Source organism: Isoptericola halotolerans (assembly GCF_045689585.1).
GTDB classification, from domain to species: domain Bacteria; phylum Actinomycetota; class Actinomycetes; order Actinomycetales; family Cellulomonadaceae; genus Isoptericola; species Isoptericola halotolerans_B.
On the sequence record NZ_CP140108.1, the window covers coordinates 3665506 to 3692238 of the forward strand.

The 26733-nt window shown below is 72.2% G+C and carries 21 protein-coding genes and 2 pseudogenes; 10 read left to right on the plus strand and 13 right to left on the minus strand.

What is annotated here, in order from left to right:
- Positions 1-19 precede the first annotated feature (19 nt).
- Entirely contained in the window at positions 20-4579 is a 4560-nt protein-coding gene (locus tag UQW22_RS17245; RefSeq protein WP_407318389.1) for a metallophosphoesterase, read from the minus strand.
- A 251-nt stretch (positions 4580-4830) separates the two neighbouring features.
- On the opposite strand from UQW22_RS17245, the gene UQW22_RS17250 reads away from it, so the two are divergent.
- The 5 genes and pseudogenes from UQW22_RS17250 (at position 4831) to corA (ending at position 8723) form a co-directional block, all read left to right on the plus strand.
- Complete coding sequence (locus UQW22_RS17250) at positions 4831-5319, plus strand: SRPBCC family protein (protein WP_407318390.1); 489 nt, start codon at positions 4831-4833, stop codon at positions 5317-5319.
- Between the two features lie 83 nt (positions 5320-5402).
- Positions 5403-5717 (plus strand): annotated as a pseudogene (locus UQW22_RS17255) (alcohol dehydrogenase catalytic domain-containing protein); the annotation flags it as partial.
- A 75-nt stretch (positions 5718-5792) separates the two neighbouring features.
- Positions 5793-6395, plus strand: a pseudogene (locus UQW22_RS17260) (zinc-binding dehydrogenase); the annotation flags it as partial.
- A gap of 119 nt (positions 6396-6514) precedes the next feature.
- A complete protein-coding gene (gene ddaH / locus UQW22_RS17265; protein ID WP_407318392.1) occupies positions 6515-7273 on the plus strand; it encodes a dimethylargininase in 759 nt (252 codons plus the stop codon).
- Positions 7274-7577: 304 nt separating this feature from the next.
- Positions 7578-8723, plus strand: a complete 1146-nt coding sequence (corA, locus tag UQW22_RS17270; RefSeq protein ID WP_407318395.1) for a magnesium/cobalt transporter CorA — start codon at positions 7578-7580, stop codon at positions 8721-8723.
- 9 nt (positions 8724-8732) lie between these two features.
- On the opposite strand, the gene UQW22_RS17275 is transcribed toward corA, so the two are convergent.
- Complete coding sequence (locus UQW22_RS17275; RefSeq protein WP_407318397.1) at positions 8733-9173, minus strand: cold-shock protein; 441 nt, start codon at positions 9171-9173, stop codon at positions 8733-8735.
- A gap of 109 nt (positions 9174-9282) precedes the next feature.
- On the opposite strand from UQW22_RS17275, the gene UQW22_RS17280 reads away from it, so the two are divergent.
- Positions 9283-10473: an AI-2E family transporter gene (locus UQW22_RS17280; RefSeq protein ID WP_407318399.1), complete on the plus strand. Its 1191-nt coding sequence runs from the start codon at positions 9283-9285 to the stop codon at positions 10471-10473.
- A 10-nt stretch (positions 10474-10483) separates the two neighbouring features.
- Here UQW22_RS17280 and UQW22_RS17285 read toward each other — a convergent pair whose 3' ends face one another.
- Positions 10484-11275: an alpha/beta fold hydrolase gene (locus UQW22_RS17285; protein WP_407318400.1), complete on the minus strand. Its 792-nt coding sequence runs from the start codon at positions 11273-11275 to the stop codon at positions 10484-10486.
- 140 nt (positions 11276-11415) lie between these two features.
- Between UQW22_RS17285 and UQW22_RS17290 the strand changes: the two genes are divergently transcribed.
- A complete protein-coding gene (locus UQW22_RS17290; RefSeq protein WP_407318402.1) occupies positions 11416-11922 on the plus strand; it encodes a YbaK/EbsC family protein in 507 nt (168 codons plus the stop codon).
- A gap of 13 nt (positions 11923-11935) precedes the next feature.
- On the plus strand, positions 11936-12175 hold the full coding sequence (locus UQW22_RS17295) for a VOC family protein (protein ID WP_407318403.1): 240 nt from the start codon (positions 11936-11938) through the stop codon (positions 12173-12175).
- A gap of 6 nt (positions 12176-12181) precedes the next feature.
- On the opposite strand, the gene UQW22_RS17300 is transcribed toward UQW22_RS17295, so the two are convergent.
- From UQW22_RS17300 to UQW22_RS17315, 4 genes are read right to left on the minus strand one after another with little or no spacing between them, the layout of a single operon-like run.
- Positions 12182-12592, minus strand: coding sequence for a hypothetical protein (locus UQW22_RS17300; protein WP_407318404.1), 411 nt, complete (start codon positions 12590-12592; stop codon positions 12182-12184).
- 36 nt (positions 12593-12628) lie between these two features.
- A complete protein-coding gene (gene cofE / locus UQW22_RS17305; protein WP_407318405.1) occupies positions 12629-13495 on the minus strand; it encodes a coenzyme F420-0:L-glutamate ligase in 867 nt (288 codons plus the stop codon).
- The gene (locus UQW22_RS17310; RefSeq protein ID WP_407318406.1) at positions 13492-14496 is read right to left on the minus strand and encodes a TIGR03557 family F420-dependent LLM class oxidoreductase; all 1005 of its coding nucleotides are present in this window, start codon (positions 14494-14496) and stop codon (positions 13492-13494) included. Before UQW22_RS17310 ends, cofE begins: the two co-directional genes overlap by 4 nt.
- Entirely contained in the window at positions 14486-15454 is a 969-nt protein-coding gene (locus UQW22_RS17315; protein ID WP_407318407.1) for a GNAT family N-acetyltransferase, read from the minus strand. The genes UQW22_RS17310 and UQW22_RS17315 overlap by 11 nt, the downstream gene beginning before the upstream one ends.
- A gap of 79 nt (positions 15455-15533) precedes the next feature.
- On the opposite strand from UQW22_RS17315, the gene valS reads away from it, so the two are divergent.
- Positions 15534-18332: a valine--tRNA ligase gene (gene valS / locus UQW22_RS17320; protein WP_407318409.1), complete on the plus strand. Its 2799-nt coding sequence runs from the start codon at positions 15534-15536 to the stop codon at positions 18330-18332.
- A gap of 124 nt (positions 18333-18456) precedes the next feature.
- On the opposite strand, the gene UQW22_RS17325 is transcribed toward valS, so the two are convergent.
- Positions 18457-19704, minus strand: coding sequence for a hypothetical protein (locus tag UQW22_RS17325; RefSeq protein ID WP_407318410.1), 1248 nt, complete (start codon positions 19702-19704; stop codon positions 18457-18459).
- A gap of 91 nt (positions 19705-19795) precedes the next feature.
- Entirely contained in the window at positions 19796-20173 is a 378-nt protein-coding gene (locus UQW22_RS17330; protein ID WP_407318412.1) for a chorismate mutase, read from the minus strand.
- 122 nt (positions 20174-20295) lie between these two features.
- Between UQW22_RS17330 and UQW22_RS17335 the strand changes: the two genes are divergently transcribed.
- The gene (locus UQW22_RS17335; RefSeq protein WP_407318413.1) at positions 20296-22104 is read left to right on the plus strand and encodes an AMP-dependent synthetase/ligase; all 1809 of its coding nucleotides are present in this window, start codon (positions 20296-20298) and stop codon (positions 22102-22104) included.
- Positions 22105-22119: 15 nt separating this feature from the next.
- Here UQW22_RS17335 and clpX read toward each other — a convergent pair whose 3' ends face one another.
- The 4 genes from clpX to tig all read right to left on the minus strand — a co-directional run bounded on the left by clpX (position 22120) and on the right by tig (position 26506).
- A complete protein-coding gene (gene clpX / locus UQW22_RS17340; protein WP_407318414.1) occupies positions 22120-23385 on the minus strand; it encodes an ATP-dependent Clp protease ATP-binding subunit ClpX in 1266 nt (421 codons plus the stop codon).
- Positions 23386-23555: 170 nt separating this feature from the next.
- A complete protein-coding gene (locus tag UQW22_RS17345) occupies positions 23556-24269 on the minus strand; it encodes an ATP-dependent Clp protease proteolytic subunit (protein WP_407318416.1) in 714 nt (237 codons plus the stop codon).
- 51 nt (positions 24270-24320) lie between these two features.
- Entirely contained in the window at positions 24321-24959 is a 639-nt protein-coding gene (locus UQW22_RS17350) for an ATP-dependent Clp protease proteolytic subunit (RefSeq protein WP_407318417.1), read from the minus strand.
- A 167-nt stretch (positions 24960-25126) separates the two neighbouring features.
- On the minus strand, positions 25127-26506 hold the full coding sequence (tig, locus tag UQW22_RS17355) for a trigger factor (protein ID WP_407320847.1): 1380 nt from the start codon (positions 26504-26506) through the stop codon (positions 25127-25129).
- Between the last annotated feature and the right edge of the window lie 227 nt (positions 26507-26733).

Consider the following 26733-nt stretch of genomic DNA (forward strand, 5'->3'; position numbering starts at 1 on the left):
CGCACGGCCGCTGACGGGGTCAGCGGCCGGCCACGGGCTCCGTGGGCTGCGACGTCGCGGTCGCCGGCTCGTGCCCCTTCTTCGTTCCGGTCACCTCGACGGTGATCCGCCTGCCGACGTCGGAGGCGTCCGGCTTGTACGTCCGCCGCTTGCCGGCGGCGACCTCCTCGCCGTCGGCCCGCCACACGAAGGTCAGCTGGGTGCCGGGCGTCCACCGCCCCGGGTCGACGCGCAGCGGCTTGCCCTCGCGAGGCCCGCCACGACCGGGGGCCACCACCCGGGGCGTGCCCGGCTCGACGACCGGCCCCGCGACCTCGCGCGCGGTGAATGTCCGCACCGGTGAGGCGACGACGCCGCCGAAGGGACCGGTGACCTCGGCGAACCACCCGTGCTCGCCGGGCTCCACCCCGGACCACGTCCCGGACGCCGTCTCACCGCTCGCCACGCCGGTGACCGTGTCGATCGACTCGGTGGTCAGCACGTCGAAGCTCAGGGCGTCCGTCGCGAGCGTCTTCGTCGTCGGGGTCAGCCCGAGGGCGGCGTACGGGATCTCGAAGTCCTGCATGCCGGACGGGTCGTTGAGCGCCGCGTCGTCGGAGTCGAAGTCGTCCAAGGACGGCGAATACGTGCGCACGACGATCCGCCCGGTCCCGTCCTCGCCGCCATCGTTGTCGAAGTGCAGCAGCCGCATGTAGCCGAGCCCGCCCTCGGCGAGGCCCTGGTAGTCGAACAGCATCGAGTAGACGGTCCGGTCCGCCACCCCGTCGCCGTCGTCGTCGAAGTCGTCCGTGCGGGTGTAGGCGTCGTGGTAGTGGCCCGAGCTGACCAGGGCGACGTTGGAGTTCGGCGCGACGACCTCGTCGAGGATCTGCTGCGGGACCGGGCCGAGGCCACCGGTGGTGAGCATGTACTCGTGCAGGTTGAGCCAGACCGTGCGCTCCGGGTACTGCGCGATGACCTCGTTCATCCAGTCGATCTGCTCGTCACCCGGCGCCCAGCCCATGTACAGCAGGAGCAGGTCCACGCCGTCGACGCTGACCAGGTCGTAGTGGCCGCGGTTGTCCTGGTGGTCGCCGCCGTACCAGGGGTTGCCCGAGAACCGGTCCGCCCCGAAGTGGCGGGAGAACGGGCCGTAGTCCGCGAGCGCCCCACCGACGTCGTGGTTGCCGGCCAGCACCCCGTACGGCAGCCCGGCCTCGTCGAGCATCCGGTACGACGGGTCGGCGTTCGCCCACTGGTACTCCTGGTCCCAGTCGTCGACGACGTCGCCGGTGTGGACCACGTACTGCAGGTTCAGCTCGTCACGCCGGTCCAGGAAGAAGTCGTGGATGGCTTCCTGGTGCGAGTACCACTCCCCGCCCGAGCCGTCGGTGGGTTGCCCCTCGTTGTCGTTGTAGTACTGGGTGTCCGACTCCCAGCCGATCGTGAAGTCGTACTCCGAACGCGGGGTGGCATCCGGGTGGAACGGCGCGGCCGCGTCCTCGCGCGGCGACCGCTCCGTGCCCGCGAAGCCCTCCGAGTGCTGAACCAGCACGGTCACCTCGCCGTCGCGGACGTGGTCGGCCAGCGGCACGGTCCCACCCAGCTCGAGCTCGGTGACCCCGTCGGTGGTGACGTGCCGGTCGATCTCGTCCCAGGAGTCGTCGGCCGTGTCCAGCACCGAGAGCAGCACCTTGGCGTCCGCGTTCGCCGACCCCGTCCACGAGACGCGGACCTGCCCGTCGGTCCCGGCGTCGTCGGGCACGTCCACCGTGAAGAGCTGGTACGGCAGCTCGCTGTCGGAGCTGATCTCGCTCGACGTCCCGTCGGCGGTCACGGTCCGCGCGGCCTCCTCCTCGGTCAGCGCCGTCCGGCCGTCCCGCTCGGTCGCGGAGGCATCGGTGGTCGTGCCCGCGAACGCGCTCACCTCGGCGTCGGCGGCGCCGTACGTGAGGCCGCGACGGAACTCGACGTCGACGACGTCGCCCGTCGCGGTGTCCGGGGTGGCGGACAGCACCACGTCGCCGGCATCGACCACGGCACCGTCCGCCGGCTCGCCCAGCGCGACGTCGGGCGTCTCGTCAGGGGTGCTGAAGCCGACCGTCCGCGTGGTGGTGTTGCCCACCTCGTCCTCTGCCTCCAGCACGAGCGTGTGCTCCCCGGCCTCCAGCGCGATCGAGCTGGTCGAGTAGGGCAGCTCGATCTCCTCGCCGTCCAGGATGGCGGTCAGCGTCGCGACACCGGAGCCGGCGTCGGTGGCCCGTGCGCCCACCACGATCTCGCCGCGGTACGTCTCGCCGTCCGTCAGGTCGGTGGCGACCTCGGGCGCCGTGTTGTCCACGACGACGGTGCGCGTCACCGTCTCCTCTCCTGCCGTCGCGGTGATCGTGTGCTCCCCGTCGGGCAGCGCGGTGGTGTCCCACACGTGCGCCAGGGAGTCGAAGGCGTCGTCCGGCACGTCGAACGTGGCCGTGAAGTAGACCTGGTCGGCGTCGGAGAAGCCGATCCGTGCGCCGGGCGCCGGGCAGTCGCGGACGGTCTCCTCCTGGTCCTCGCCCGCACCGCCGCACGCGACGGGGAGCAGCACGCGCCCGTCGGGCAGCGCGAGGCGCACGTCGTAGGCGCTGAAGTCGTCGTTGTTCTCGTCCGGGTCGGGCTCCGGCCACGCCTTGGTCCCCGCGTAGATGCCGAGCGTGACGCTCTCGCCGGGTACGACCCGGTCGATCGGGACCTCGCTCGCCACGGTCTCGACGAGCTCGTAGAAGCCCTCGTCGAACACCGTGAGCACCTCGTCGTCGATCTTGACGCCGTTGCGGAAGAACGCGTCAGTGCTCGTGGCCTCGAAGGCGAACATCGCGGGCGCCTCGAGCGACGGCGTCGCGGCGACCTCGACACCGTCGACCGCCAGGCGCAGCGCGGCGGCGGCGCCCGCCGTCGTCGCCGTCACCCGCGTCCGCCCGCCGACGTGCTGCCCGTCGGTCACGTCCAGCCGTACCGGGTCGGGCTCGCCGTCGGCCAGGTCGACGCGCACCGGTCCGAGCGTACTGGTACGCACGCCGTCGGACGCCGTGAGCGTGTACTCGGCCCAGGCCTTGCCGTAGACGTCCACGGCCGGCACGTCGTAGACGTAGGCGCCCTCCTCGCCGAACCGCAGGTTCCGGGTGCTGGGCTCGCCGACGTCGGTGGCGAGGGTGAGCTCGACGGTGGTCACCCGGCGGTCGTCGGTGACGTCGAACCGCAGCGGCAGGTCCCCACCGGCCTCGCCGTCGCCGGTGAGGTCGCTGATCACCGGGTCGGCGGCGTCCTCGGGCACCACGACGAGGCCGGCGGGCACCTGGTCCGGCGACGCGTAGCCCGGGGTCGCGAGACCGGTACCGACCAGGGTCTGGTTCGTGCCCTCGTCCCACCGGTACTGGATCGGCCGGTCGGCCACGGTCTGATCGTCGTCCATGTAGTCCGCGCGGGAGAGGACGTGTCCGCTGTTGGACACCACCTGGATGCCACGCTGTCCCCCGTTGGCCATCCCGGCCGCGGGGATCTCGACGAGGTCGACGCCCGCGGTCAGGCGGCTGCCGAAGTGCGCGTTGAAGTCCGCCGCCGTCAGGTCGTCGTTGGACCCGTTCTTGATCCACAGCACCAGCGTGCGGCCCGGCTCGATCACCGGGTCGCGCGGGACGGACGACCACGTCGCGCTGTTGGTGACGAGGTGGGAACCGTCGAGGTACAGGTAGTCGATCGTGTGCTCGGAGAACGGCACGGGGGCGTCGGAGGCGTTGTACACCTCGATGAACTCGTACCCGTCGGCACCGCCGACGTTGGTCGTGTCCGGCGCCACCTCCGTGACCAGGAGCTCCGGGGCGTCCAGGTCCGGGTCCGACGGCGGCGGCGCGCCCTGCTCGGGCACGCTCGGCTCCGGATCCGGCTCGGGCTCCGTCGGGGTGAGCTGGTCGGGGTCGACCACGCCGGGTGTGTGCGGCCCCGACGAGAGCTCGACCATCGCCGCGACCTCGGGCTCGGCGGGCACTGCGAAGTGCGTCGAGACGTCCGGAGCGGTCGAGACCCGGTCGTACACCGACCAGCTCACCGTGTCGCCGCTCGCGTCGTCGACGCGGATCCCGCGCTCGGCGCTGTTCGCCATCCCGGCCTGGCCCGTGACGTGGAAGAGCGGGACGTCGGCCTCCGCGCCGACCGCCGCACGGAAGTCGTCGTCGGACCGGGCGAAGCTGTCGACCGTGGAGCTCGTGTACTGCAGCCAGAGCACCGCGCTGCCACCGGCGGGCACGGTCGCCGTGTCCTCGGCGAGCGTCAGCGGGCGGTCGCTGCCCGAGGAGCCCTCGTTCGTGAAGACGTAGGTGAACGTGTGCTCGGCGAGGTCGACGGGCTCGTCGGTGGTGTTGGTGACCTCGAAGAACTCGAAGTGGTCGGGCCCGCTGTTGTCGGGGGCGATCTCGGTGACGACCAGCGGCCAGGGCAGGTCCGCGGAGGGACCCGGTGAGGGGGCGGCAGCGGCCGGGACCGCGGTGGCCAGCGCCCCGGTGGCGAGGGCCGCTGCGGTCAGGGCGGACGTCAGGCGGACGGGGAGCTGGCGGGACGACGGCATGCGACAAGGCACCTTCGGCTCGGGAGCGTTGCCCCGCACGTTGCCCGCCGTGGGCGAACTCCAGGACCCGACCGGGTGAACGTCGGACGACGGCCTGCTGTCGGTCGGGAGATCTCCCGACCCGTCAGAGCACGACGGTCGTCGCCACCAGCACCAGCTCGGAGGTGTGCGACCCGGCCACACCGACCCCGTCGGCCCCACCCGCTCGACGTCCGTGACGGGCGCCGGCCTGGACGTGCCATCATCGCGGGATGGCTGACGCACGCACCCACTCCGCCTCGATCACGATCGCCGCGCCCCCGGTCGAGGTCTACGCCCTCGTCTCGGACGTGACCCGCACCGGGGAGTGGTCCCCCGTCTGCAAGGCGTGCTGGTGGGACGAGGCGGACGCGCCCGCACCGGACGTGTCGCCGCGGATCGGCGCGCACTTCACCGGCCGCAACGAGACCGCGGACCGCACGTGGGAGACCCGGTCGCAGGTCGTCGTGGCCGACCCGGGCCGGGAGTTCGCCTGGGTGGTCGGCCAGGGGTTCGTGCGCTGGGCGTACACGCTGGAGCCCGCACGGGACGGCGAGGCGACGGTGCTCACCGAGTCCTGGGAGTTCACCCCGGAGGGCCAGGCGGCGTTCGTCCAGCGGTACGGCGACGACGCCGACGCCCAGATCGAGGCGCGCACGGCGATGGCCCACGAGGGCATCCCCGCGACGTTGGCAGCGATCCGGCGCATCGCCGAGGCGTGAGCGTGCGCGCCCTCACCTTCGACCGCTTCGGCGGTCCGCTCACCGTCCGTGAGCTGCCTCCGCCGTCGGCGCCCGACGGCGGGGTGGTCGTCCAGGTGCACGCGACCGGTCTGTGCCTGTCCGACTGGCACGCCTGGGCGGGCCACGACCCGGACATCACCACCTTCCCCCACGTCCCCGGTCACGAGCTGGCGGGCACCGTGGCGGCGGTGGGCACCGGCGTCGGGCGCTGGCGGGTGGGCGACCGGGTCACCGCACCGTTCGTCGGCGGCTGCGGACGGTGCTCCTGGTGCCGCGCCGGGGAGTCGCAGGTCTGCCCGGACCAGACCCAGCCGGGCTTCACGCACCACGGCTCCTACGCCGAACAGGTCGTGCTGCACGCGGCGGACCACAACCTGGTGGCGCTGCCCGAAGACGTCACCGCCGTCGCGGCGGCGAGCCTCGGCTGCCGCTTCGCCACGGCATACCGCGCCGTCGTGCACCGTGCGCGGGTGCGGCCCGGCGAGCTGGTCGCCGTCGTCGGTGCCGGCGGGGTCGGACTGAGCGCCGTGATGGTGGCGGCCGCCCACGGCGCCCGGGTCGTCGCCGTCGACCGCAGCGCCGACGCCCTGCGCGCCGCGCGCGACGCCGGGGCGGAGCACACCGTGCTCGCCGACGGCACCACCGACGTGGCGGCGCAGGTGCTGGCGGCGTCCGACGGCGGCACGCACGTCGGGATCGACGCTGCCGGCTCGGAGGCGACCTGCGCCGTCTCGGTGCACGGGCTGCGTCGCCGGGGCCGGCACGTGCAGGTCGGGCTGATGCCCGCCGCGGCGGGGGCCGGTGAGACAGGCGGGGCAGGTGGGCATCCCCGGGTGCCGATGGACCGTGTCATCGCCTACGAGCTGGACCTGCTCGGCTCCCACGGCATGGCCGCGGCCGACTACCCCGAGATGCTGGCGCTCGTGGCGGACGGTTCCCTGCGGCCGCAGGACCTGGTGGGCCGGGTCGTCGGGCTGGACGAGGCCGCGAGGCTCCTGCCGTCGATGCGGGACGAGCCGCGGAGCGGTATGACCGTGCTGGACCCCCGCCGCTGACCACCCTCCCCTCGCCACCCGTTTTGCCGATGTCGGTAGTTTGTGCCGAGGTCGGCAGTGCGCACTGCCGACCTCGACACGAACTACCGACATCGGCAAAACGGTCATACGGTCGGATCGTGACCCGACTCATCGTCCGCCCGCCGTCCCCGCACCTCGCCGACGGCGAGCTGACCCACCTCGACCGGGTGCCCGTCGATGCCGCGCTCGCCCGTCGGCAGTGGGAGGACTACGTCGCCGTCTTCCGCGAGCGCGGCTGGACCGTGTCGGAGGCCGCTACGGCCGACGAGCACCCGGACGGCGTGTTCGTCGAGGACGGGGTCGTCGTCTTCGACCGCCTGGCCGTCATCACGCGGCCCGGGGCACCGTCGCGCCGCGGCGAGCTGGACACGCTGGTTCCCGTCGTCACGGGTCTCGGGCTCGACACGGCCGTGATCGAAGCACCGGCGACGCTCGACGGCGGGGACGTCCTCACGGTCGGGCGGACGGTCTACGTGGGCCGCAGCTCGCGGACGAACGATGCCGGGGTCGCCACCCTGCGCGAGCTGCTCGCCCCCCGCGGGTGGCAGGTCGTGGCGGTCCCCGTCACCCGGGTGCTGCATCTCAAGAGCGGCGTGACCGCCCTGCCGGACGGCACCGTCGTCGGGCACCCTCCCCTGGTGGACGACCCGACGGTCTTCGAACGGTTCCTCCCTGTCCCGGAGCCCGAGGGCAACGCCGTCGTCGTGCTCGACGAGGACACCGTCCTGATGTCCGCGAGCGCCCCGCGCACGGCCGGGCTGTTCCGCACCCGAGGTCTCGAGGTCCTCACCACACCCGTGTCCGAGCTCGAGAAGCTCGAGGGCTGCGTGACCTGCCTGTCGGTCCGCCTCCGCTGATCGTCGCCGCCGTGAGACAGGTCACCAGGCGCCTCCCGGCACGTCCGGGCAGGTCGGAGTAGACTGACGGCGGCCCGGAGCACGCGGTGCAGGCACCGTCCGAGAACGAAGGAGGTATCGCGCATGACTCGCAGCGAGCCTCCTAGTAGTCCGAGCCGCGACTGACCTCGGCTCGACACCGTCCGGTGCCCGCACCGGACGACGCCGTCGTCCCCCGTTCGATCGCGTCCCCTGACGCGACACCGCCTCAGTCGCGGGATCCACAGCACGCAGACCATCGTTCCTGCACGCCTGGGAGTCCCTCATGGCCTTCAGCTCACCTCGTTCGGCACGCCCCCGTCAGGTCCTCGGTGCCCTGCGCCCGCGACGCGGCGGGACGCCGGCCCCCAGCCCCGAGCCGTCGCCCCCGACGCCGATCCGCCCGCGCTCGGCGATCGTCGCCGCGGCGGTGTACGACGACGAGGGACATCGCACCGCTTCGTTCACGCGTCTCGCGGACACGTTCCGGACGCTGCGCTCGGCACCGGGCGGCATGGCGTGGATCGGGCTGGAGCGTCCTGACGAGCGCGAGCTGGCCGCGTTGGCACGGGAGTTCGACCTCCACCCGCTGGCCGTGGAGGACGCGATCCAGGCGCACCAGCGTCCCAAGATCGAGAGGTACGGCGACACGCTGTTCGTCGTCCTGCACGCGGCGCGCTACCTCGACTCCGTCGAGGAGGTGGAGTTCTCCGAGCTGCACGTCTTCATCGGGCCGGACTTCGTCGTCACGGTGCGGCACGGCGACTCCCCCGACCTGGCCGCCGTCCGCGCACGCCTGGAGTCGACGCCCCAGATGCTGGCCCGCGGCCCCGAGGCCGTGCTCTACGCGATCATGGACCGCATCGTCGACGACTACGCGCCGGTCGTGTCCGGGCTGGACTACGACATCGACCAGATCGAGGGCGAGGTCTTCTCCGGCGACGCGCAGGTGTCGCGACGCATCTACGAGCTGTCCCGCGAGGTCGTCGACTTCCAGCGCGCCGTGCGACCGCTGCAGAACGTCTGCCAGTCGCTGGCCAAGGGTGCCGAGAAGTACCGGGTGGACGACGAGATGCAGGCGTACCTGCGCGACGTCGCCGACCACCTCATCGAGGTCGCGGAGTCCGTCGAGACGTTCCGTGTCGCGCTGCGCGACATCCTCACGGTCAACGCCACGCTGGTGGCCCAGCGCCAGAACGAGGAGATGACGCACCTCACCGAGGTGTCGATCAAGCAGGGCGACGAGGTCAAGAAGATCTCCGGCTGGGCGGCCATCCTCTTCGCGCCGACCCTCGTCGGAGCGATCTACGGCATGAACTTCGATGCCATGCCCGAGCTGCACTGGGCGTTCGGCTACCCGTTCGCGCTCGTACTGATGCTTGCCGTGAGCATCGGCCTGTACGGGGTGTTCCGCTGGAAGAAGTGGATGTAGCCCGCGGGCTCAGGCGTCCAGCCAGCCGTGGTTCCGTGCGATCTGCTCGACGGCGGCGCGCACGGCCAGGACCTGCCGTCCGGTGAGGTCCCCGGCCGCGGCGAGCAGACGCTCGGTGAGCTCGGCACGCAGCTCGGCGGCCGACAGCACGTCGGCGAACCCGTCGTGCGCGCGGGGGCCGGCGGTGCCCACTACCGGCCCGTCGTCGGGCCGCGACCCGAGGGCCGCCTGCACGGCGTCGGCGACGGGAGAGCTCACGAGCTCGGCGCCGAGCGCCCGGGGCCCGCGGTCGCCCATCTCATGGGTGACGTCCACGACCGTGCCCACGGCCATCAGCGCCTTGTCGAAGTCGATGTCGTTGACGTGCAGGAACACGTCGTCGTCCAGGCCGTCCACCGCGACGAAGGCGTAGCCCTTGATCGCGTCGTACCGCACCACCTCGCCACGCACGGCCACCACCCCTCTCGACACCGTCCTGGGAGCATATCCCCGCGCCGGAGCACCGGCCCGACGGCGCGGCTCGCCTCGCCGTCGCCGCCCCGCCCGCTAGGGTCGGAGCGTGACCTCGACGCCCAGCGCCCCGGCCGGCCCGACCGTCCCCGTGCTGTCCCCAGCACTGCGGACGCTGCTCGTCCTGGCCGCGGGAGCCGTCGTCCTGGCCGCGGTCCATGTCGCCGCCGGGGTCCTCGCCCCGCTGTTCCTCGCCGTCGTGATCGTCATCATCTGCCACCCGGTGCGGTTCCCGCTCGAGGCCCGTGGGTGGCCAACCTGGGCGGCGAGCACCGCGGTCATCCTCGTCGCCTACCTCATCCTCGCCGCGCTCCTGGCGATGCTGGTCTGGGCCGGGTTCCGCTTCGCGGCGCTGGTGCAGAGCTACATCCCCCAGCTGGCCGACTCGGTCGCCGAGATCGAGGAGCAGCTCGCGGCGACCGGCATAGACACCCAGATCACCGAGACGGTGACCGCCTGGCTGCAGCCGGCCAACGTCCTGTCGGTGGCCGGCACCGTCAGCGGGACGGTCGTCACCGTCGGCACCGCGTTCTTCTTCGTCCTGGCGTACGCGGTCTTCATGGCCGTCGACGCCGCGCGCTACTCCACGGCGGCCCAGCACTTCGGTGCCACGCGCTCCGACGCGATCGACCGCACCACGCGGTTCAGCACCGGCGTGCGTCGCTACTACGTCGTCAACGCGACGTTCGGAGCGGTCGTCGCGGTCATCGACGGCGTGGCGCTCTGGCTGCTCGACGTCCCGGGCGCCGCCATCTGGGCGATCCTCGCGTTCGTCACCAACTTCGTGCCCAACATCGGGTTCGTGCTCGGCCTCATTCCACCGATGGTCATGGGATTCGTCGTCGGCGGGTGGCAGCTCGCGCTCGCCGTCGTCGCCGTGTACTGCGTGGTCAACGTGGTGCTGCAGGTCTTCGTCCAGCCGAAGTTCGTCTCCGACGCCGTCTCGCTCTCCCTCACCCTGAGCTTCGTCTCGGTGGTGTTCTGGACGTTCGTCATCGGTCCGCTCGGCGCGATCCTGGCCATCCCGCTGACGCTGCTGGTGCGAGCGCTCGTCCTGGAGGGCGACCCGCGGAACAACTGGCTGCGCTGGCTCTCCGGCGACGACGTGACCGACGACGTACCGGGCAGCGGTGTGCCGACCGGCGGCGCAGAGCGCCCCTCGTCCGCGGAGGCGGACGACGACCCCTCGGCCGCTCCCGGCACGCGGGACACCGTGCCCGAGCGGGACACCGCGGGGTAGTCGGCCGTCGTCAGGCGTCGTCGCGCACGAAGCGCACGATCCGCTGAGCCATCGCGTCGGGGTCCCACGAGTGCTCGGCGCCGGGAACTTCCTCCACCGCCCCGCGCGTGACGGCTCCGGCGATCCGCTCGGCCGCCACCGGCATCTCCGCGAAGGTCTGGGACCCGTAGGTGGCCAGGACGGGGATGGCGAGCTCCCGCAGGCGTTCGGTCTCCACGAGGTCCGTCGCCCGGACCAACGCCTGACCGTCCGCGCGCTGGCTGGCCGAGGCCCGCGCCAGGTTGTCGAAGTCGGGCGAGGCGCGCATGCCCTCGAGCCACTCGGGGGGCATGTCCTTCATGAACTGCTCCGTGGCGCCGACGTAGTCCTCGGCGTCGAGGCGGCGCTCGAACTCGGTGATCCACCTGGCGACGTCGTCCGCCGGGGCGGCGAGCGGCGCCTCCCACAGCAGCAGACCGGCGACCGGCAGCTCCGCGTCCGCGGCGCACAGGGCGAGCGCGGCGCCGGACGAGTGCCCGACCAGCACGGCGGGCGGCCCGGCCGCGTCGATCACCGCGGACAGCGCGTGCAGCTCACGGTCGAGGTCGAGCACGCCGTCGGCGGGGCTGACCCCGCGGCCGAGACGGTCGAGGACGACCGCCGTGAGCCCGTGCTCGGCGCAGAGCCTCGCCGTCCGGTCGGTGACGGGGTCGACCGGACGGAACGGGCCGGCGCCGGCGACGAACACGACGGCGGGGCCGCCCTCGCCGTAGCGGTCGAAGCCGATGCGATCACCGGTCACGCTCGTGACGTGCTGGGTCATCCGTGGTTCCTCCCTCGCCGGGCGGTGGCGCCCGGATCTCCTCCGCGACCGTAGCGCCTGCCACCCACACCGGCGACGTCAGCACGCGGGACGGCGCGGGCCGGTGCGCCCGTCGATGGTGGCCGCTACGCTGCGACGGCATGAGCCTCCCGACGTCCCACTCCGCGGTCGACCAGGTCCGGGCCGCCCTCCTCGCCGCCGACGCCGCGTCCGCCGCCGACGGCATCCGGTGGTTCGACGACGCGGTCACCACGGCCTCGGCCGCCGCCCGGGCGCTGGGGGTCGACGTCGGCGCGATCGCGAACTCGCTGGTGTTCACCCTGGACGGTGACCCGCTGCTCGTCCTGACCTCCGGCGCGCACCGCGTGGACACCGCGTTCCTCGGCGAAGGGCTCGGCGGCCACGTCGGGCGCGCGTCGAAGGAGCTGGTCAAGGGGGCGACCGGCCAGGTGATCGGCGGCGTCGCGCCGCTGGGGCACCCCACTCCGGTGCGGACCCTCGTCGACACGGCCCTGGCGTCCTTCGACGAGATCTGGGCCGCGGCCGGGCACGCACGCACCGTGTTCCCGACCACGTTCGACGAGCTTGTGCGGATCACCGGCGGCGAGCCCACCCCGGTCGAAGCGCCTGCCGCCATCACGGACTGAGAGGAGAAGGACCGTGGCGTGCCGTCTCAGCGAGCTCGTCCTCGACTGCCACGACCCGAGGCGTGGAAAGCTCCCGCTGCACATCGACGTCAACGCCACCGACCGCGACCAGGACGCCGAGCTCGAACGCCTCCTGGGCATCGGTGCGCGCCGGGCCGACGTCGGCCGGACCGGCAAGGAGCCGTGGCACGTCCTCGCCGACCCCGAGGGCAACGAGTTCTGCCTGCTCCGCGCCCGCCTCGACCCCGTCTGAACCGCCCTAGTGCGACTCGGACGACGTCTCGTCCTGCACTCCGGCGAGGACGCGGCCGTCGGGGTCGCCGGAGCGTCGGGCGCGCAGGCGGGACGGCGCCGGCCACGGCAGCACGTGCCGCTCGACCGGCGCGTCGATCGCGCCGAAGTCGTCGGTCTGCACCACGACCTGGTCGGGGGTGACCTCCACGATCCGGACGCGCAGCGGCCCGCCCTCGGTCTCGAGCATCCACGGGTCGGCGAACCACGCCAGGCTGGTCGCGTCGAGCGCCTCCTCGGCGGCCAGCCAGTCGACCGGCCCGGTCAGGTCGTGACCCAGCAGCGAGACGGCCACCCAGTCGTCGCCGTCGGGCCGGATCCAACCGACGACCTCACGGTCGCCGGGTCGCCGGTGCTCGATCCACTCCGCAGGCAGCATGCGGCTCACGCTAGCGACCGGGCCGCCGTCCGGCCATCAGTTTTCCTGCCGCGCCGCCCCGGCGCGACCGTCCGCGAGGCCGCGCGCGTACGCCTCGGCCGTCCCCTCCCGGAAGAGGTCGTCGGGTCCACCGCGCACGAGGCTGCGTGCCCCCGCGCCGTCGCCCGCCGGACCGTCCCCCGCCAGCACGTACCGTCCCACGCCGCGCACCACCGCCACGGCTCGTCCGCTCGCCTTGCCACGGACCAGCTCGGAGGCCGCGGCGATCTCGTCGGCGACGGCGGCGACGGTGACCGACAGCTCCCTGCCGTGGGTGTCGGCCCCGCCCCGCAGGTCGTCGACGACGGTCACGCCGGCCGCACCGATCGCGATGTCGGTCAGCCCGTCCCGCCACGGGCGACCGGCGGTGTCGGTCACGACCACGCCGAGGCGGTCGACCCCGAACCGCTCACGCAGCGCCGCGCGCAGCGCCCGCGCGGACGCGTCCGGGTCGAGGGGCAGCAGCAGCACGGTCCCCTCGGGGGTGTTCGAGGCGTCCACGCCCGCGGCCGCCATCACCAGCCCGAGCCGGTTCTCGACGATCCGCAACGGCGGCAGGCCCGCGGGCCGCTCGCGGGTGGCCACGACGCGCACCGTCTCGTCGGTGATCGCCTGCTCCCGGTCGTCGGCACGGACCACCCGGCCCTCGGCCTTCGAGACGATCTTGGACGTGACGACGACGACGTCGCCCTCTGCCAGGGCGTCGCCGGAGCGTTCCGCATCGCTCGCCAGCAGGTCGCCGACCAGCACCGCGAGGTCGTCGCCGGGGCGCACCTCGCGCAGGCCGGCCGGCGCCCAGAGCGTCAGGCGGGCGCCGTCGAGCGGCACGGTGCCGTGCCCGCCCGGGGACTGCGGCCGGTTCACCGGACGAGCTTCGGCAGCACCTCGCGGCCGAAGGTCTCGATCCACTCGCGCTGGTTGCGGCCCACGTTGTGCAGGTAGATGCGGTCGAACCCGAGGTCGACGTACTTCTGGATGGCCTCGCGGTGCTTGTCGGGGTCGGCGGAGACCACCATGCGGCCCTCGAAGTCCTCCGGACGGACCAGCTTGGCCATCTGGGCGAAGTCGTGCGGTGAGCGGATGTCCGCCTTGGGAAACTTCATGCCGCCGTTGGGCCACTCGGTCATGGCGTTCGTCATGGCCTCCTCGTCCGTCTCGGCCCAGGACATGTGCACCTGCAGCACCTTGGGCATCGGCTCGGGGTCGCGGCCGACCTCGCGCGCACCCGAGTCGAACCGGCCGAAGAGCATCTCGATCTTCTCCAGCGGGGCGCCGACCGTGATGAGCCCGTCGGCGTGCTTGCCGGCGCGCTTGGCCGTGACGGGCCCGGCGGTGGCGACCAGGATCTCCGGGGCGACCTCCGGCATGGTCCACAGCCGGGTCGACTCCATCTTGTAGAACTGGCCGGAGTGCTTGACGTCCTTGCCCTCCAGCCCGGAGGCGAAGAGCTTCTTGATGATGTCGATGGCCTCGAACATCCGGTTGATGCGCTCCGGCGCCTCGGGCCAGTAGCCCGCGGTCACGTGCTCGTTGAGCGCCTCCCCCGAACCGAGGCCCAGCCAGTGCCGGCCGGGGTACATCGCGGCGAGCGTCGCCGAGGCCTGCGCGACCATGGCCGGGTGCCAGCGGAAGGTGGGAGCGGTGACCCCCGGGCCGAGATCGCCGCGCGTGCGCTCGCCGAGCGCGCTCAGCACGTTCCACACGAAGGCCGCGTGGCCCTGCTGCGGCACCCAGGGCTGGAAGTGGTCGGCGGCCATGACGCCGGAGAAGCCGTGCTCCTCCGCGTAGGCCGAGAGGTCGACGACCTCGGTGGGGTGGAACTGCTCGAGCATCGCGGCGTAGCCGACGGTGAGATCAGAAGCCATGCGTCCGAGCGTATCCCTCACCACCCGGGGGCCGGTCGTGGAGATCCTTGGCGAAGAAGTGCGTGGCGTGCGGGTTGTCGTTGTACCGCTCGACGGCGCGGTACCCGGCGCGCTCGTACATGGCGACGGCCTCGGCCAGCGTCCCGTTCGTGTCGAGCCGCACGGTGGTGTGGCCCAGGTCTCCCGCGACGCCCTCCAGGTGGCGCAGCAGCCGCGAGCCGAGGCCGGCGCCGCGCCACTCCGGGTGCACCCACGTGCGCTTGATCTCGCCGGCGCCGCCGCCGAGCGGTTGCACTCCCCCGCAGGCGACCGGGACGCCGTCGCTGGTGGCGACGACGAAGGCGCCGTCCGGTGCCCGCAGCCCCTCCGTGCCCGCGGCGAGGTCCCCCACCGCGAAGCCGCCGGGAAACCGCTCGTCGAGCTCGTCGACGTAGGCCCGGACGGCGGCGAGCGCAGCCGGGTCCGTCGGTTCCACCTGCTCGATCCGGACGGTGGCCGCACGGACCAGCAGGTCGGCCTCGGCCAGCGCGGCCGCCAGCCGGGCCCGCTGACGGTCGGTCAGCGGTGCGACCAGGCGGCGCGCGCGCTCGCCCGAGCGTCGCTCGAGCTCGTCCCACGCCCGCCGTCCGGCCGGGGTGAGGTGCACGCGCCGTCGACGGCGGTCGTCCGGGTCGGGCTCCACGGACACCAGCGCGTCGGACTCCAGGCGCCGCAGCAGCCGACTCAGGTAGCCCGAGTCGAGCTGGAGGCGGGCGCGCAGGTCGCGGGTGGTGCCGGCCTCCACGCCGATCTCGTAGAGGAGCCGGGCCGTGCCGAGCGGCATGCCGAGGCCGAGGAACGACTCCTCCAGCACGCCGATGCGCTGGGTGTAGCTGCGGTTGAAGCGGCGGACCACCTCGACGTGCTGCGGCACGTCGGGCGCGTCAAGGCCGGCCGGTGCGGACGGAGGGGAGGCCATACCTCTGATCATAGTCAGAGGATTTCGTGCTACGGAATCCGTGACGAGGACGGAGCACGATCTGGGACAATGGCTGACCATGAGCGACTTCCCGAGCACCGGGGCCCGCGCGCAGTCCGACGCGGCCCTCGCACAGACCTCCGCACCCACCACCGGAACCGGTCAGGCCGGCGACGTCGTGCGCGCGGTGGTCCGGGAGGTACCCGAGAAGGTCAGCACCGACGGTCTCGAGCAGAAGTTCGACGAACGCTGGTCGGCGGAGGGCACGTTCGCCTTCGACCGCGCTGCGACCCGCGAGCAGGTCTACTCGATCGACACCCCGCCGCCCACCGTCTCCGGCTCCCTGCACGTCGGTCACGTGTTCAGCTACACCCACACCGACGTCGTCGCCCGCTTCCGGCGCATGCGTGGCAAGGAGGTCTTCTACCCCATGGGGTGGGACGACAACGGCCTGCCCACCGAGCGTCGCGTCCAGAACTACTTCGGTGTGCGGTGCGACCCCTCCCTGCCCTACACCGAGGACTTCCAGCCTCCGCACGAGGGCACCGACGGCAAGAACGTCAAGCCCGCAGACCAGGTCCCGGTCAGCCGCCGCAACTTCATCGAGCTCTGCGAGCGCCTCACCGCCGACGACGAGCGTCAGTTCGAGGAGCTGTGGCGCCGGCTCGGACTGAGCGTCGACTGGTCGCAGACCTACCAGACGATCGACGCGACGTCACGTGCTGCCTCGCAGCGGGCGTTCCTGCGCAACCTCGAGCGCGGCGAGGCCTACCAGGCCGAGGCGCCGGGCCTGTGGGACGTGACGTTCCAGACGGCGGTCGCCCAGGCCGAGCTCGAGGCGCGCGAGCACCCGGGCCACTACCACCGCGTGGCGTTCCACCGCGCCGGTCCCGAGGGCGCACCGGCCCAGCCCGTCTACATCGAGACGACCCGGCCGGAGCTGCTGCCCGCCGTCGTCGCCCTCATCGCCCACCCGGACGACGAGCGCTACCAGGACCTCTTCGGCACCACGGTGACGTCGCCGCTGTTCGGCGTGGAGATCCCGGTGCTGGCACACCCGGCCGCCGCGATGGACAAGGGTGCCGGCATCGCGATGTGCTGCACGTTCGGCGACCTGACCGACGTGCAGTGGTGGCGCGAGCTGCGGCTGCCGACCCGGTCCGTCATCGGACGCGACGGCCGGCTGCACCGCGAGACGCCGGAGTGGATCGCCGCGGGCCCTGGTGCCGAGCTCTACGCCGAGGGCCTCGCCGGCAAGACCACCTTCAGCGCCCGCAAGGCCGTCGTCGAGGCGCTCGTCGAGTCCGGCGACCTGGACGGCGAGCCGAAGGCCACCCAGCGGATGACGAACTTCTACGAGAAGGGCGACAAGCCCCTCGAGATCGTCACCTCGCGCCAGTGGTACATCCGCAACGGCGGCCGGGACTGGGACGAGCGCGACCTGAAGGCGGAGCTGCTCGCCCGCGGCAAGGAGCTCGACTTCCACCCCGACTTCATGCGCGTGCGCTACGAGAACTGGGTCGGCGGGCTGAACGGGGACTGGCTCGTCTCCCGGCAGCGGTTCTTCGGCGTGGCGGTGCCGATCTGGTACCCCGTGGACGAGGACGGCAGCATCGACCACGACCACCCGATCGTGCCCACCGAGGCCGACCTTCCGGTGGACCCGACGTCGCAGGCACCCGCAGGCTACGACGAGTCCCAGCGCGGTGTGCCCGGCGGCTTCGTCGGCGACGCCGACGTCATGGACACCTGGGCGACCTCCTCGCTGACGCCGCTCCTCGTCTCCGGCTGGGAACGTGACGCCGACCTGTTCGCGCGCGTCTATCCGATGGACCTGCGTCCGCAGGGCCAGGACATCATCCGTACCTGGCTGTTCTCCTCGGTGGTGCGTTCGCACCTGGAGTGCGGTGTCCTGCCCTGGAAGAACGCGGCGATCAGCGGCTGGATCCTCGACCCGGACCGCAAGAAGATGTCCAAGTCCAAGGGCAACGTCGTCACCCCGATGGACCTGCTCGTCGAGCACGGCTCGGACGCGGTGCGCTACTGGGCCGCCGCGGCGCGCCTGGGCACCGACGCGGCCTTCGAGGTGGGGCAGATGAAGATCGGTCGCCGGCTGGCGATCAAGGTCCTCAACGCCTCGAAGTTCGCTCTCACCTTCGGCGTCGACCCGGAGACGGGTGCGGGCGAGATCGTCCTCGACCCCGACGCGGTGACGGTCCCGCTCGACCGCGCGATGCTCGCCGGCCTGGCCGACGTCGTCGACCAGGCCACCGCTGCGCTGGAGGCCTACGACCACACGCGGGCGCTCGAGATCACCGAGTCGTACTTCTGGGCGTTCTGCGACGACTACCTCGAGCTCGTCAAGGATCGCGCCTACGGCGCGGGCGCCACCGCGGACGACCTTTCGGCCGAGACCGTGTCGGCACGCACCGCGCTGGCGATCGCCCTCGACGTGATGCTGCGCCTGCTGGCACCGTTCATCCCGTTCGCCACCGAGGAGGTCTGGTCCTGGTGGCGCACCGGGTCCGTGCACCGTGCCGAGTGGCCGACGGCGGAGCCGCTGCGGGCGGCGGCCGACGGCGCGGACGCGCTGGACCTCACCGCGGCCGGGCATGCGCTCGCCTCGCTGCGCAAGCTGAAGTCCGCGGCGAAGGTCTCCATGAAGACGCCGATCCTGTCCGCGACGGTCGCGGTACCCGCCGGGCTCCTGCCCGGGGTACGGGCGGCGATCGACGACGTCCGCGGTGCCGGCCGCGCCACCGGCGATCTCGAGCTGGTCGAGGCGACCGCGGGCCAGGGCGACCCGGACGTGCAGGGCGGGATCGTCGTCCTGCGTCACGAGCTCGGCGAGCCGCCGGCCAAGAAGCCGCGCGGCTGAGAGCGCAGGTCGCACGGCCCGGGGGAGGCCGTCCGGCGCACGAACGTCAGACGCGAAGTGCAGGGCGCCCAGCGCCCGTGAACGCGATCGTGCGCCGGACGGCCTCCCCCGGGGCTCACCGGACCTACAGGGCCCGCAGCCGTCCCCCGTCACCGCTCATCGAGGCGGCCGACTCGTGCGGGGTGCCGTCGTCCTCCCACCGGAGCGTCGCGCCGACCCCGTCCATCAGCTCCACCGACCCCTGCGGGGCGAAGACCAGTCCGGAGTCCTGGCCGACCGCCGCTCGCATCAGGGCCGAGGCCACGGGTAGCTCCTCCAGGCCCTCGTTGACCCCCAGCCCCTCGAGCTGAGCCCTGGCGACGCCGATGTGGAGCGGGTCCGGGCCGATCCAGAGCTGTCGGCCGTTCAGCAGCGAGCCGGCGTCCGGGCCGTTCTCGGCGCCGTCGGTCCACGACCGCAGGGCGCGCGCCGCGTCGTCCGCCAGCTGCTCGGACAGCACGAGGTGCTTGACCTGGCCACGTGACAGCACGGCGACGACGTCCTCGACACCGGCGACGGCGCCGCTGTCCCGCCCGAGCCCTTCGCGCAGCTCTGCGAGCACCTGCTCGCTGCGCCGGGCGCGGAACGAGTCGAGGGCGTCGGCCACGGCCTCGGCGAACGCCTCCTGGTGCACCCCGGCGTCACGCCCTCCCCCGGCGACCTCGACGGTCACCTCGGTCGCCTGCTGGCCGAGCTCGCCGCGGACCAGGTTGACGGCCCGGACGTCGCCGGTGAGCAGCACGACCTCGGGACGCTGGGAGGCGACCCTCCGGTCGATCTCGCCGGCGACCGCCTCGGCGTTGCGGCGCCAGGAGTCCTCCGCCCGCGACTCGATGGTGGCGCGCTTCGTCGACGTGCTCGACGTCTTGGACAGCTCGTCGTGCCCACCCTCGAACGTGTCGGGCTCACCGGTGCGGGCACCATCGGTGCCGACCGGGAAGAAGTCCGCGCCCTGGCGGTCCACCGCGACGCAGAGGGCGTCCACCGCCTCGTCGGCGGAGCGGGCCGCCTGGAGCAACGAGGGCACGCGGTGCCAGACGGCGGCCATGACCGAGGGCGGTTCGCGCAGCACCCGGTCGACGAGCACCCCGCCGGCGTCCGCGATGAGCACCCGTCCGTGGGGTCCCCGGACCCGGGTGGGGCGGCCGACCGCCTCGTCGAGCTCGGCCAGGACGGGGTCCGGTGCGCCCTGCTTCGACAGGTTCTTGCGCATCGCCCGCCAGCGGTTCGCCACGTCCCGGTCGCCGGCCTCGACCGATCGCGTCGCGTCCAGATAGACGGTGGCGAACGGGCCGGGGTGGCCGACCAGGGGCTTGATCCATTCGATCGTCATGCAGGGTCTCCCTCGCGTCGGTCGACTGTGCCTCCCAGCGTGCGACGAATCCCCGCAGTGCGCCACCTCGGATCTGCTACCTCGGACCCCTTCAACTGTAGGTGTCGAGCGGGGGCGCGTTCCCCGCGCGACGCCCGGCCTCGTGCTCGGCGGCGATGCGCTCGTGGTGGCGGATGACCTCCGAGACGATGAAATGACGGAACTCCTCGGCGAACTGCGGGTCGAGGCCCGCGCCGGCGGCGATGGTCTTGAGCCGCTCGATCTGCTGGCGGTCCCGCTGCGGGTCGGCCGGCGGGAGACCGTCCGTGGCCTTGAGCTCGCCCACCCGCTCGGTCGCCCGGAACCTCTCGGCCAGCAGGTGCACCAGCGCCGCATCGATGTTGTCGATCGTGCTGCGCAACGCGAGGATCTCGGGCGGGAGGGCCCGGCCGGTCTCGGGGACGGGTGCTTCGTCGAAGGGCTGAGCCATGCCTCGATCCTACGGTCGCCGGTCCCTGCCCGCGGCCGTGACCGGCATGTGACCTTCGCCGTGTAGTGTCCTGCAGGCTCCGCGCCCGGGGCCGCACCGCCCGTAGCCGGAGACCACTCTCGATGAACCATGCCGCGACGCCCAGCCTCGTGGAGGTACCCGCGGGCACCAGCATCACCACCCTGCTCGCCGACCGGGTCGACCGGACCGGCCACGGACCGCTCCTCGAGCGGCGTGACGGGCGCACCTGGACTCCCGTCTCCGCCCACGAGTTCGACGCGGACGTCCTCGCCGTGGCGCGCGGCCTGGTCGCCCTCGGCGTGGGTCCCGGCGACCGTGTGGCGATCATGAGCCGCACCCGGTACGAGTGGACGCTGCTCGACTTCGCGATCTGGACGGCCGGCGCCGTCCCGGTCCCCGTCTACGAGACCAGCTCGCCCGAGCAGGTGCACTGGATCCTGTCGGACGCCCGGGTGCGGCTCGCCGTCGTGGAGACGCCCGCGCACGCCGACGCCGTCGGGCAGGTCGACGCGGACCTGGGCGACCTCGAGCGGGTCCTCGTGCTCGACGGCGGCGCCTGCGGCCGGCAGGACACGGCGCTGGCGACGCTCCGCGCGGCCGGGCGCAGCGTGTCGAACCGCGACCTCCTCGCCCGGCGGGACGCCGTCGGCCCCGACGACCTCGCCACGATCGTCTACACCTCCGGATCGACCGGCCGGCCCAAGGGCGCGGAGCTGACGCACCGGGCATTCTGCCACCTGGCCCTCAACGCCCAGCAGGCGCTGCCCGACGTCGTCGCCGCCCGGGACGCACGGACCCTGCTGTTCCTGCCGCTCGCGCACGTCTTCGCCCGCCTCATCCAGGTCGCAGCGATCGCGGGCACCACGGTCGTGGGGCACTCGGGCGACGTGAAGAACCTGGTGCCGGACCTGCGCTCGTTCCGGCCGACCTACCTTCTCGCGGTCCCACGCGTCTTCGAGAAGGTCTACCACGCCGCCGAGCAGTCGACGGGCGGCGGTCTGCGCGGCCGGCTCTTCGCCTGGTGCGCGCAGGTGGCGACGGAGTGGTCGCGGGCCCTGGACGACGGCGGACCGGGTCTCGCGCTGCGGCTGCGGCACGCGGTCGCCGACCGGCTCGTCCTCGCCCGACTGCGCGCCGCCATGGGCGGACGGGTGCGCCACGCGATCTCCGGGGGCGCCCCGCTGGGCGAGCCGCTCGGACACTTCTTCCGGGGGGCGGGCGTGAGCGTCCTCGAGGGCTACGGTCTGACCGAGACGACCGCCCCGCCGGCGGTCAACCTGCCGGGGTCGATGACCGTCGGGACGGTCGGCCCGCCGTTCCCCGGCACGGAGATCCGGATCGCACCTGGCGGAGAGGTCCAGGTCCGGGGACCGCACGTCATGCGCGGATACACGAACGACCCCGCGCGCACGGCGGAGACATTCGACGGGGACTGGTTCCGCACGGGCGACCTGGGGACTCTCGACGCGTCCGGCCACCTGAGGCTCACCGGCCGCGCCAAGGAGATCATCGTGACGGCCGGCGGGAAGAACGTGGCTCCCGGACCGCTCGAGGACCGGGTGCGCGCCCACGCCCTGGTGTCCCAGGCGGTCGTGGTGGGTGACGACCGACCGTTCGTCGCGGCGCTGCTCACCCTGGACGCCGAGCTGCTCGCCGGCTGGCTCGCGGCGCGGGGACTGCCCCGGACGGACGCCCGCACGGCGCGGCACCAGCCGGAGGTGCTCGCCGCGCTGCAGTCAGCGGTCGACGACGCGAACTCGACGGTCTCGAGAGCCGAGCAGATCCACGCGTTCCGGGTGCTGGACTCCGACCTGACCGAGTCCCGCGGTCACCTCACACCGTCGATGAAGGTCCGCCGGACCGCCGTCGTCAAGGACTTCGCCGACGAGATCGACGCGATCTACGGTTGATCCCGGGGCGAGGCGTCAGGCCGACTTGCGGTTGCGCACCGGCCCGGAGGTCCGCGGCACGATCGTCGGGTTCACGTTCTCCTCGACCACGTCGCGCGTGACCACCACGCCCTCGACGTCGTCACGGCTCGGCACGTCGAACATCACCTGCTGGAGGACCTCCTCCATGATGGCCCGGAGCCCGCGGGCCCCCGTACCTCGCAGCAGCGCCTGCTCGGCGATGGCGTCGATCGCGTCGTCGGCGAACTCGAGGCGCACCCCGTCGATCTCGAACATGCGCTGGTACTGCTTGACGAGCGCGTTGCGCGGCTCCGTCAGGATCCGGACCAGGGCCTCCCGATCGAGCGGCGACACCGAGGCGATGACCGGCAGGCGTCCGATGAACTCGGGGATCAGCCCGTACTTGTGCAGGTCCTCGGGCCGGACCTCGGAGAACAGGTCCTCGTTGACGCTCGACTCCATCGGCGCGGAGAACCCGATCCCCCGCTTGCGGGCGCGGGCGGCGATGAGGTCGTCGAGCCCCGCGAACGCGCCGGCCACGATGAACAGGACGTTCGACGTGTCGATCTGGATGAACTCCTGGTGCGGGTGCTTGCGCCCGCCCTGCGGCGGCACCGACGCGCTGGTGCCCTCGATGATCTTCAGCAGCGCCTGCTGCACGCCCTCGCCGGAGACGTCGCGCGTGATCGAGGGGTTCTCCGCCTTGCGGGCCACCTTGTCGACCTCGTCGATGTAGATGATGCCCGTCTCGGCCTTCTTGACGTCGTAGTCGGCGGCCTGGATGAGCTTGAGCAGGATGTTCTCGACGTCCTCTCCCACGTAGCCCGCCTCGGTGAGGGCCGTGGCGTCCGCGATGGCGAACGGGACGTTGAGCAGCTTGGCGAGGGTCTGGGCCAGGTACGTCTTGCCGGTACCGGTGGGGCCGATCAGCAGGATGTTCGACTTGGAGATCTCGACGGAGTCGTCGTCGTCCTTGGCCGGTGGTGGGGCCTGGACCCGCTTGTAGTGGTTGTACACCGCGACGGCGAGCGCCCGCTTCGCCGGCTCCTGCCCGATCACGTACTGCTCGAGGAACGCGAAGATCTCGCGCGGCTTGGGCAGCTCGGTCATCCCGACCTCGGTGGCCTCGCCGAGCTCTTCCTCGATGATCTCGTTGCACAGGTCGATGCACTCGTCGCAGATGTACACGCCCGGCCCGGCGATGAGCTTCTTGACCTGTTTTTGAGACTTGCCGCAGAACGAGCACTTGAGCAGGTCTGCGCCGTCACCGATTCGAGCCACCTCGGGCCTCCTTGTCTCGTGCAGGGCCGTCTCGTGCAGGTCCTTCGCCCATTCCACACCACACGGGCCCCGTTGTCAGCACGATAGGCCCGGTGTGGCGCGACCCGAGGCAACCGACGAGCGTCGGCACCCCGGGTCGCGCCGCGGGTCTCACCCCACGGCGGCCTCGCTCAGCGTTCGAGCTGGGCGGCCTTGCGGGACTCGAGCACCTGGTCCACCAGGCCGTAGTCCTTGGCCTGCGCGGCCGTGAGGATCTTGTCCCGCTCGATGTCGTCGCGGATCTGGCTCACGTCCTTGCCGGTGTGCTCGGCGAGGGTCGTCTCCAGCCACTCACGCATCCGGATGAGCTCGTTGGCGTGGATCTCGATGTCGGAGGCCTGCGCGTAGCCACCGTTCTCCATCGCCGGCTGGTGGATCAGCACGCGGGCGTTGGGCAGCGCGAGACGCTTGCCCCGCTGCCCGGCGGCGAGCAGCACGGCCGCCGCCGACGCCGCCTGGCCCAGGCACACCGTCTGGATCTGCGGCTTGATGAACTGCATCGTGTCGTACAGCGCCGTCATGGCCGTGAACGACCCGCCCGGCGAGTTGATGTAGATCATGATGTCGCGGTCGGGGTCCTGGGACTCCAGGACCAGCAGCTGCGCCATCACGTCGTCGGCGGAGGCGTCGTCGACCTGGACGCCCATGAAGATGATGCGGTCCTCGAACAGCTTGGTGTACGGGTCCTGGCGCTTGAAGCCGTACGGCGTGCGCTCCTCGAACTGGGGCAGCACGTAGCGGGCGGTCGGCGCACCGGCAGGCATCGCGACGCCACCCGGGCGTGCGGCGCCACCGGCGAGGCGCTCGGCCGTCATGGCGAACTGGTACTCGGGCGAGTGGCTCATGGTTCTCCTCGGAACAAGAAAGGTCTGGCGACCGGAGGTCGATGGGTGGTGTCAGCCGGCGTTGGTGCCACCGCCACCGGCGACCGACGACGCCGTGTCGACCACGCGGTCGACGAAGCCGTACTCGAGCGCCTCGGTCGCCGTGAACCAGCTGTCGCGGTCGTTGTCCTTGAGGATCTTCTCGAGCGGCTGCCCCGTCTGCTCCGCCGTGAGCTCGGCCAGCACCTTCTTCATGTGCATGATGAGCTGGGCGCCGATGCGCACGTCTGTCGCGGTGCCGCCGACACCGCCCGAGGGCTGGTGCATCAGCACGCGGGCGTGGGGCGTGATGTAGCGCTTGCCCTTCGCGCCGGAGGACAGCAGGAACTGCCCCATCGACGCGGCCATGCCCATGGCCACCGTGGCGACATCCGGCTGGATGAACTGCATGGTGTCGTAGATCGCCATGCCCGCCGTGATGGAGCCACCCGGGGAGTTGATGTAGAGGTAGATGTCCTTGTCGGGGTCCTCGGCCGCCAGGAGCATCAGCTGGGCGCAGATCGCGTTGGCGTTGTCGTCGCGCACCTCCGAACCCAGCCAGATGATGCGCTCCCTGAGGAGCCGGTTGTAGATGGAGTCGTTGAGGCCCAGGCCCTGTCCTTCGGACCGGGCCTCGGGTGCCGCCTGGTCCACCTGCAGCAGGTCGTTCACGTCCGTCTCCTTCGGTTCGCTGTCGCTCGACCCTAACGCGCCCGACCGGCACGAAGAGTCCCCGGTACGCCCTGTTTCGCTGCGGGCGCACAGGCCACCACCGGGGACGACGACGGCCCGCACCTCCGTCGTGGGAGGGGCGGGCCGTCGTCGTCGTGGGAGGAGGCTCAGGCCTTGGCCTGCTCCTCGGTCGACTCGCCCTCGGAGGTCTCCTCCGTGGCGGTCTCCTCCTCGGCGGCGTCCTCGGCCGCTGCGGCCTCGGCCGCGTCGTCCTCGGCCGTGCCGATGAACTCGGTCAGGTCGACGACGTTGCCGTCGCCGTCCTTGACCTCGATGTCACGCAGCGCGACGGCGAGAGCCTTGGAGCGCGCGACCTCGCCGACCATCGCGGGGATCTGCCCGCCCTGGTCGAGGGTCTGGATGAACTGCTGCGGCTCCATGCCGTACTGCTGGGAGGCCTGCACCAGGTACTCGATGAGCTCGCCCTGGCCCACCTGGACCTTGAGCTCCTCGGCGAGGGTGTCGAGCAGGATCTGGTTCTTGATCGCCTTGGTGGCGTCCACGGTCACCTCGGCGCGGTGCTCCTCGTCCTCCAGGCGCTCCTCCTGCTCGAGGTGGCGGTGCACCTCGGCCTCGACGACGCCCTGCGGCACGGGGATCTCGACGGCCTCGAGGAGCTTCTCGAGCAGGGCGTCGCGGGCGGCGACGGCCTGGTTCGACGTCTTGGAGGACGCGACCTGTTCGCGCAGGTCCGCCTTCAGCTCGTCGAGCGTGTCGAACTCCGACGCCATCTGCGCGAAGTCGTCGTCCGCCTCGGGCAGCTCGCGCTCCTTGACGGAGGTGGCGGTGACCGTGACGGTCGCCTCGTCACCGGCGTGCTCGCCGCCGGCAAGGTTCGAGGTGAAGGTCGTCGTCTCGTCGGCGGACAGGCCGGTGAGGGCCTCGTCCAGGCCCTCGAGCATGTTGCCCGCGCCGATCTGGTAGGAGACGCCGGAGACCGAGTCGATCTCCTCGTCACCGATGACGGCCTTGAGGTCGATGACGATGTAGTCGCCCTCGACGGCGGGACGGTCGACGCCCACGAGGGTGCCGAAGCGCTCGCGCAGGGAGTCGAGCCGCTCGTCGACGTCGGCGTCGGCGACCTCGGTCGACTCGACGGTCAGCTCGAGGCCGGACAGCTCGGGCAGCGTGAGCTCGGGGCGGACCTCGACCTCGGCGACGAAGGCGAGCTGGCCCTCGCCGGCCTTCTCCGGGACCTCGGTGACCTCGACCTCGGGCTGGCCCAGCGGGCGCAGCTCGCTCTCGTTGACGGCGTCGCGGTAGAAGCCCGACAGGCCCTCGTTGACGGCGTGCTCGACGACGGCACCCCAGCCGACCCGCTGATCGATGATGCGCGGGGGGACCTTGCCCTTGCGGAAGCCCGGGATGTTCACCTGCTCCGCGATGTGCTTGTAGGCGTGGTCGATGCTCGGCTTGAGCTCGTCGTACTCCACCTCGACGGTCAGCTTGACCTTGGTGGGGTCCAGGGTCTCGACGGCGCTCTTCACTTCGATGGTCTCCAACGTGTCGGGTGCGTGCGCGCGCGTCTCGCCGGTGGGTGCCGGGCTGTGTGCTGCGGCGCTGGATGCTGTGCTGTGGACGTGCTCTGTGTGAACCGGAGCCCATACGGCAGGCGTACGGGCAACCCGTCGATCATACGCCACACGGCCTTGCGGCCGGCACGGCCGGACGGCGTGCGGCGGTGGCGTCCGCCACTGTCGCGCGCGACCCACCG

Bases quoted from the DNA above. Each gene is read 5' to 3' on its own strand.
- UQW22_RS17245 (WP_407318389.1), bottom strand. From the start codon at position 4,579: ATGCCGTCGTCCCGCCAGCTCCCCGTCCGCCTGACGTCCGCCCTGACC.
- UQW22_RS17250 (WP_407318390.1), top strand. From the start codon at position 4,831: ATGGCTGACGCACGCACCCACTCCGCCTCGATCACGATCGCCGCGCCC.
- corA (WP_407318395.1), top strand. From the start codon at position 7,578: ATGGCCTTCAGCTCACCTCGTTCGGCACGCCCCCGTCAGGTCCTCGGT.
- UQW22_RS17285 (WP_407318400.1), bottom strand. From the start codon at position 11,275: ATGACCCAGCACGTCACGAGCGTGACCGGTGATCGCATCGGCTTCGAC.
- UQW22_RS17290 (WP_407318402.1), top strand. From the start codon at position 11,416: ATGAGCCTCCCGACGTCCCACTCCGCGGTCGACCAGGTCCGGGCCGCC.
- UQW22_RS17300 (WP_407318404.1), bottom strand. From the start codon at position 12,592: ATGCTGCCTGCGGAGTGGATCGAGCACCGGCGACCCGGCGACCGTGAG.
- UQW22_RS17310 (WP_407318406.1), bottom strand. From the start codon at position 14,496: ATGGCTTCTGATCTCACCGTCGGCTACGCCGCGATGCTCGAGCAGTTC.
- UQW22_RS17315 (WP_407318407.1), bottom strand. From the start codon at position 15,454: ATGGCCTCCCCTCCGTCCGCACCGGCCGGCCTTGACGCGCCCGACGTG.
- valS (WP_407318409.1), top strand. From the start codon at position 15,534: ATGAGCGACTTCCCGAGCACCGGGGCCCGCGCGCAGTCCGACGCGGCC.
- UQW22_RS17325 (WP_407318410.1), bottom strand. From the start codon at position 19,704: ATGACGATCGAATGGATCAAGCCCCTGGTCGGCCACCCCGGCCCGTTC.
- UQW22_RS17330 (WP_407318412.1), bottom strand. From the start codon at position 20,173: ATGGCTCAGCCCTTCGACGAAGCACCCGTCCCCGAGACCGGCCGGGCC.
- UQW22_RS17335 (WP_407318413.1), top strand. From the start codon at position 20,296: ATGAACCATGCCGCGACGCCCAGCCTCGTGGAGGTACCCGCGGGCACC.
- UQW22_RS17345 (WP_407318416.1), bottom strand. From the start codon at position 24,269: ATGAGCCACTCGCCCGAGTACCAGTTCGCCATGACGGCCGAGCGCCTC.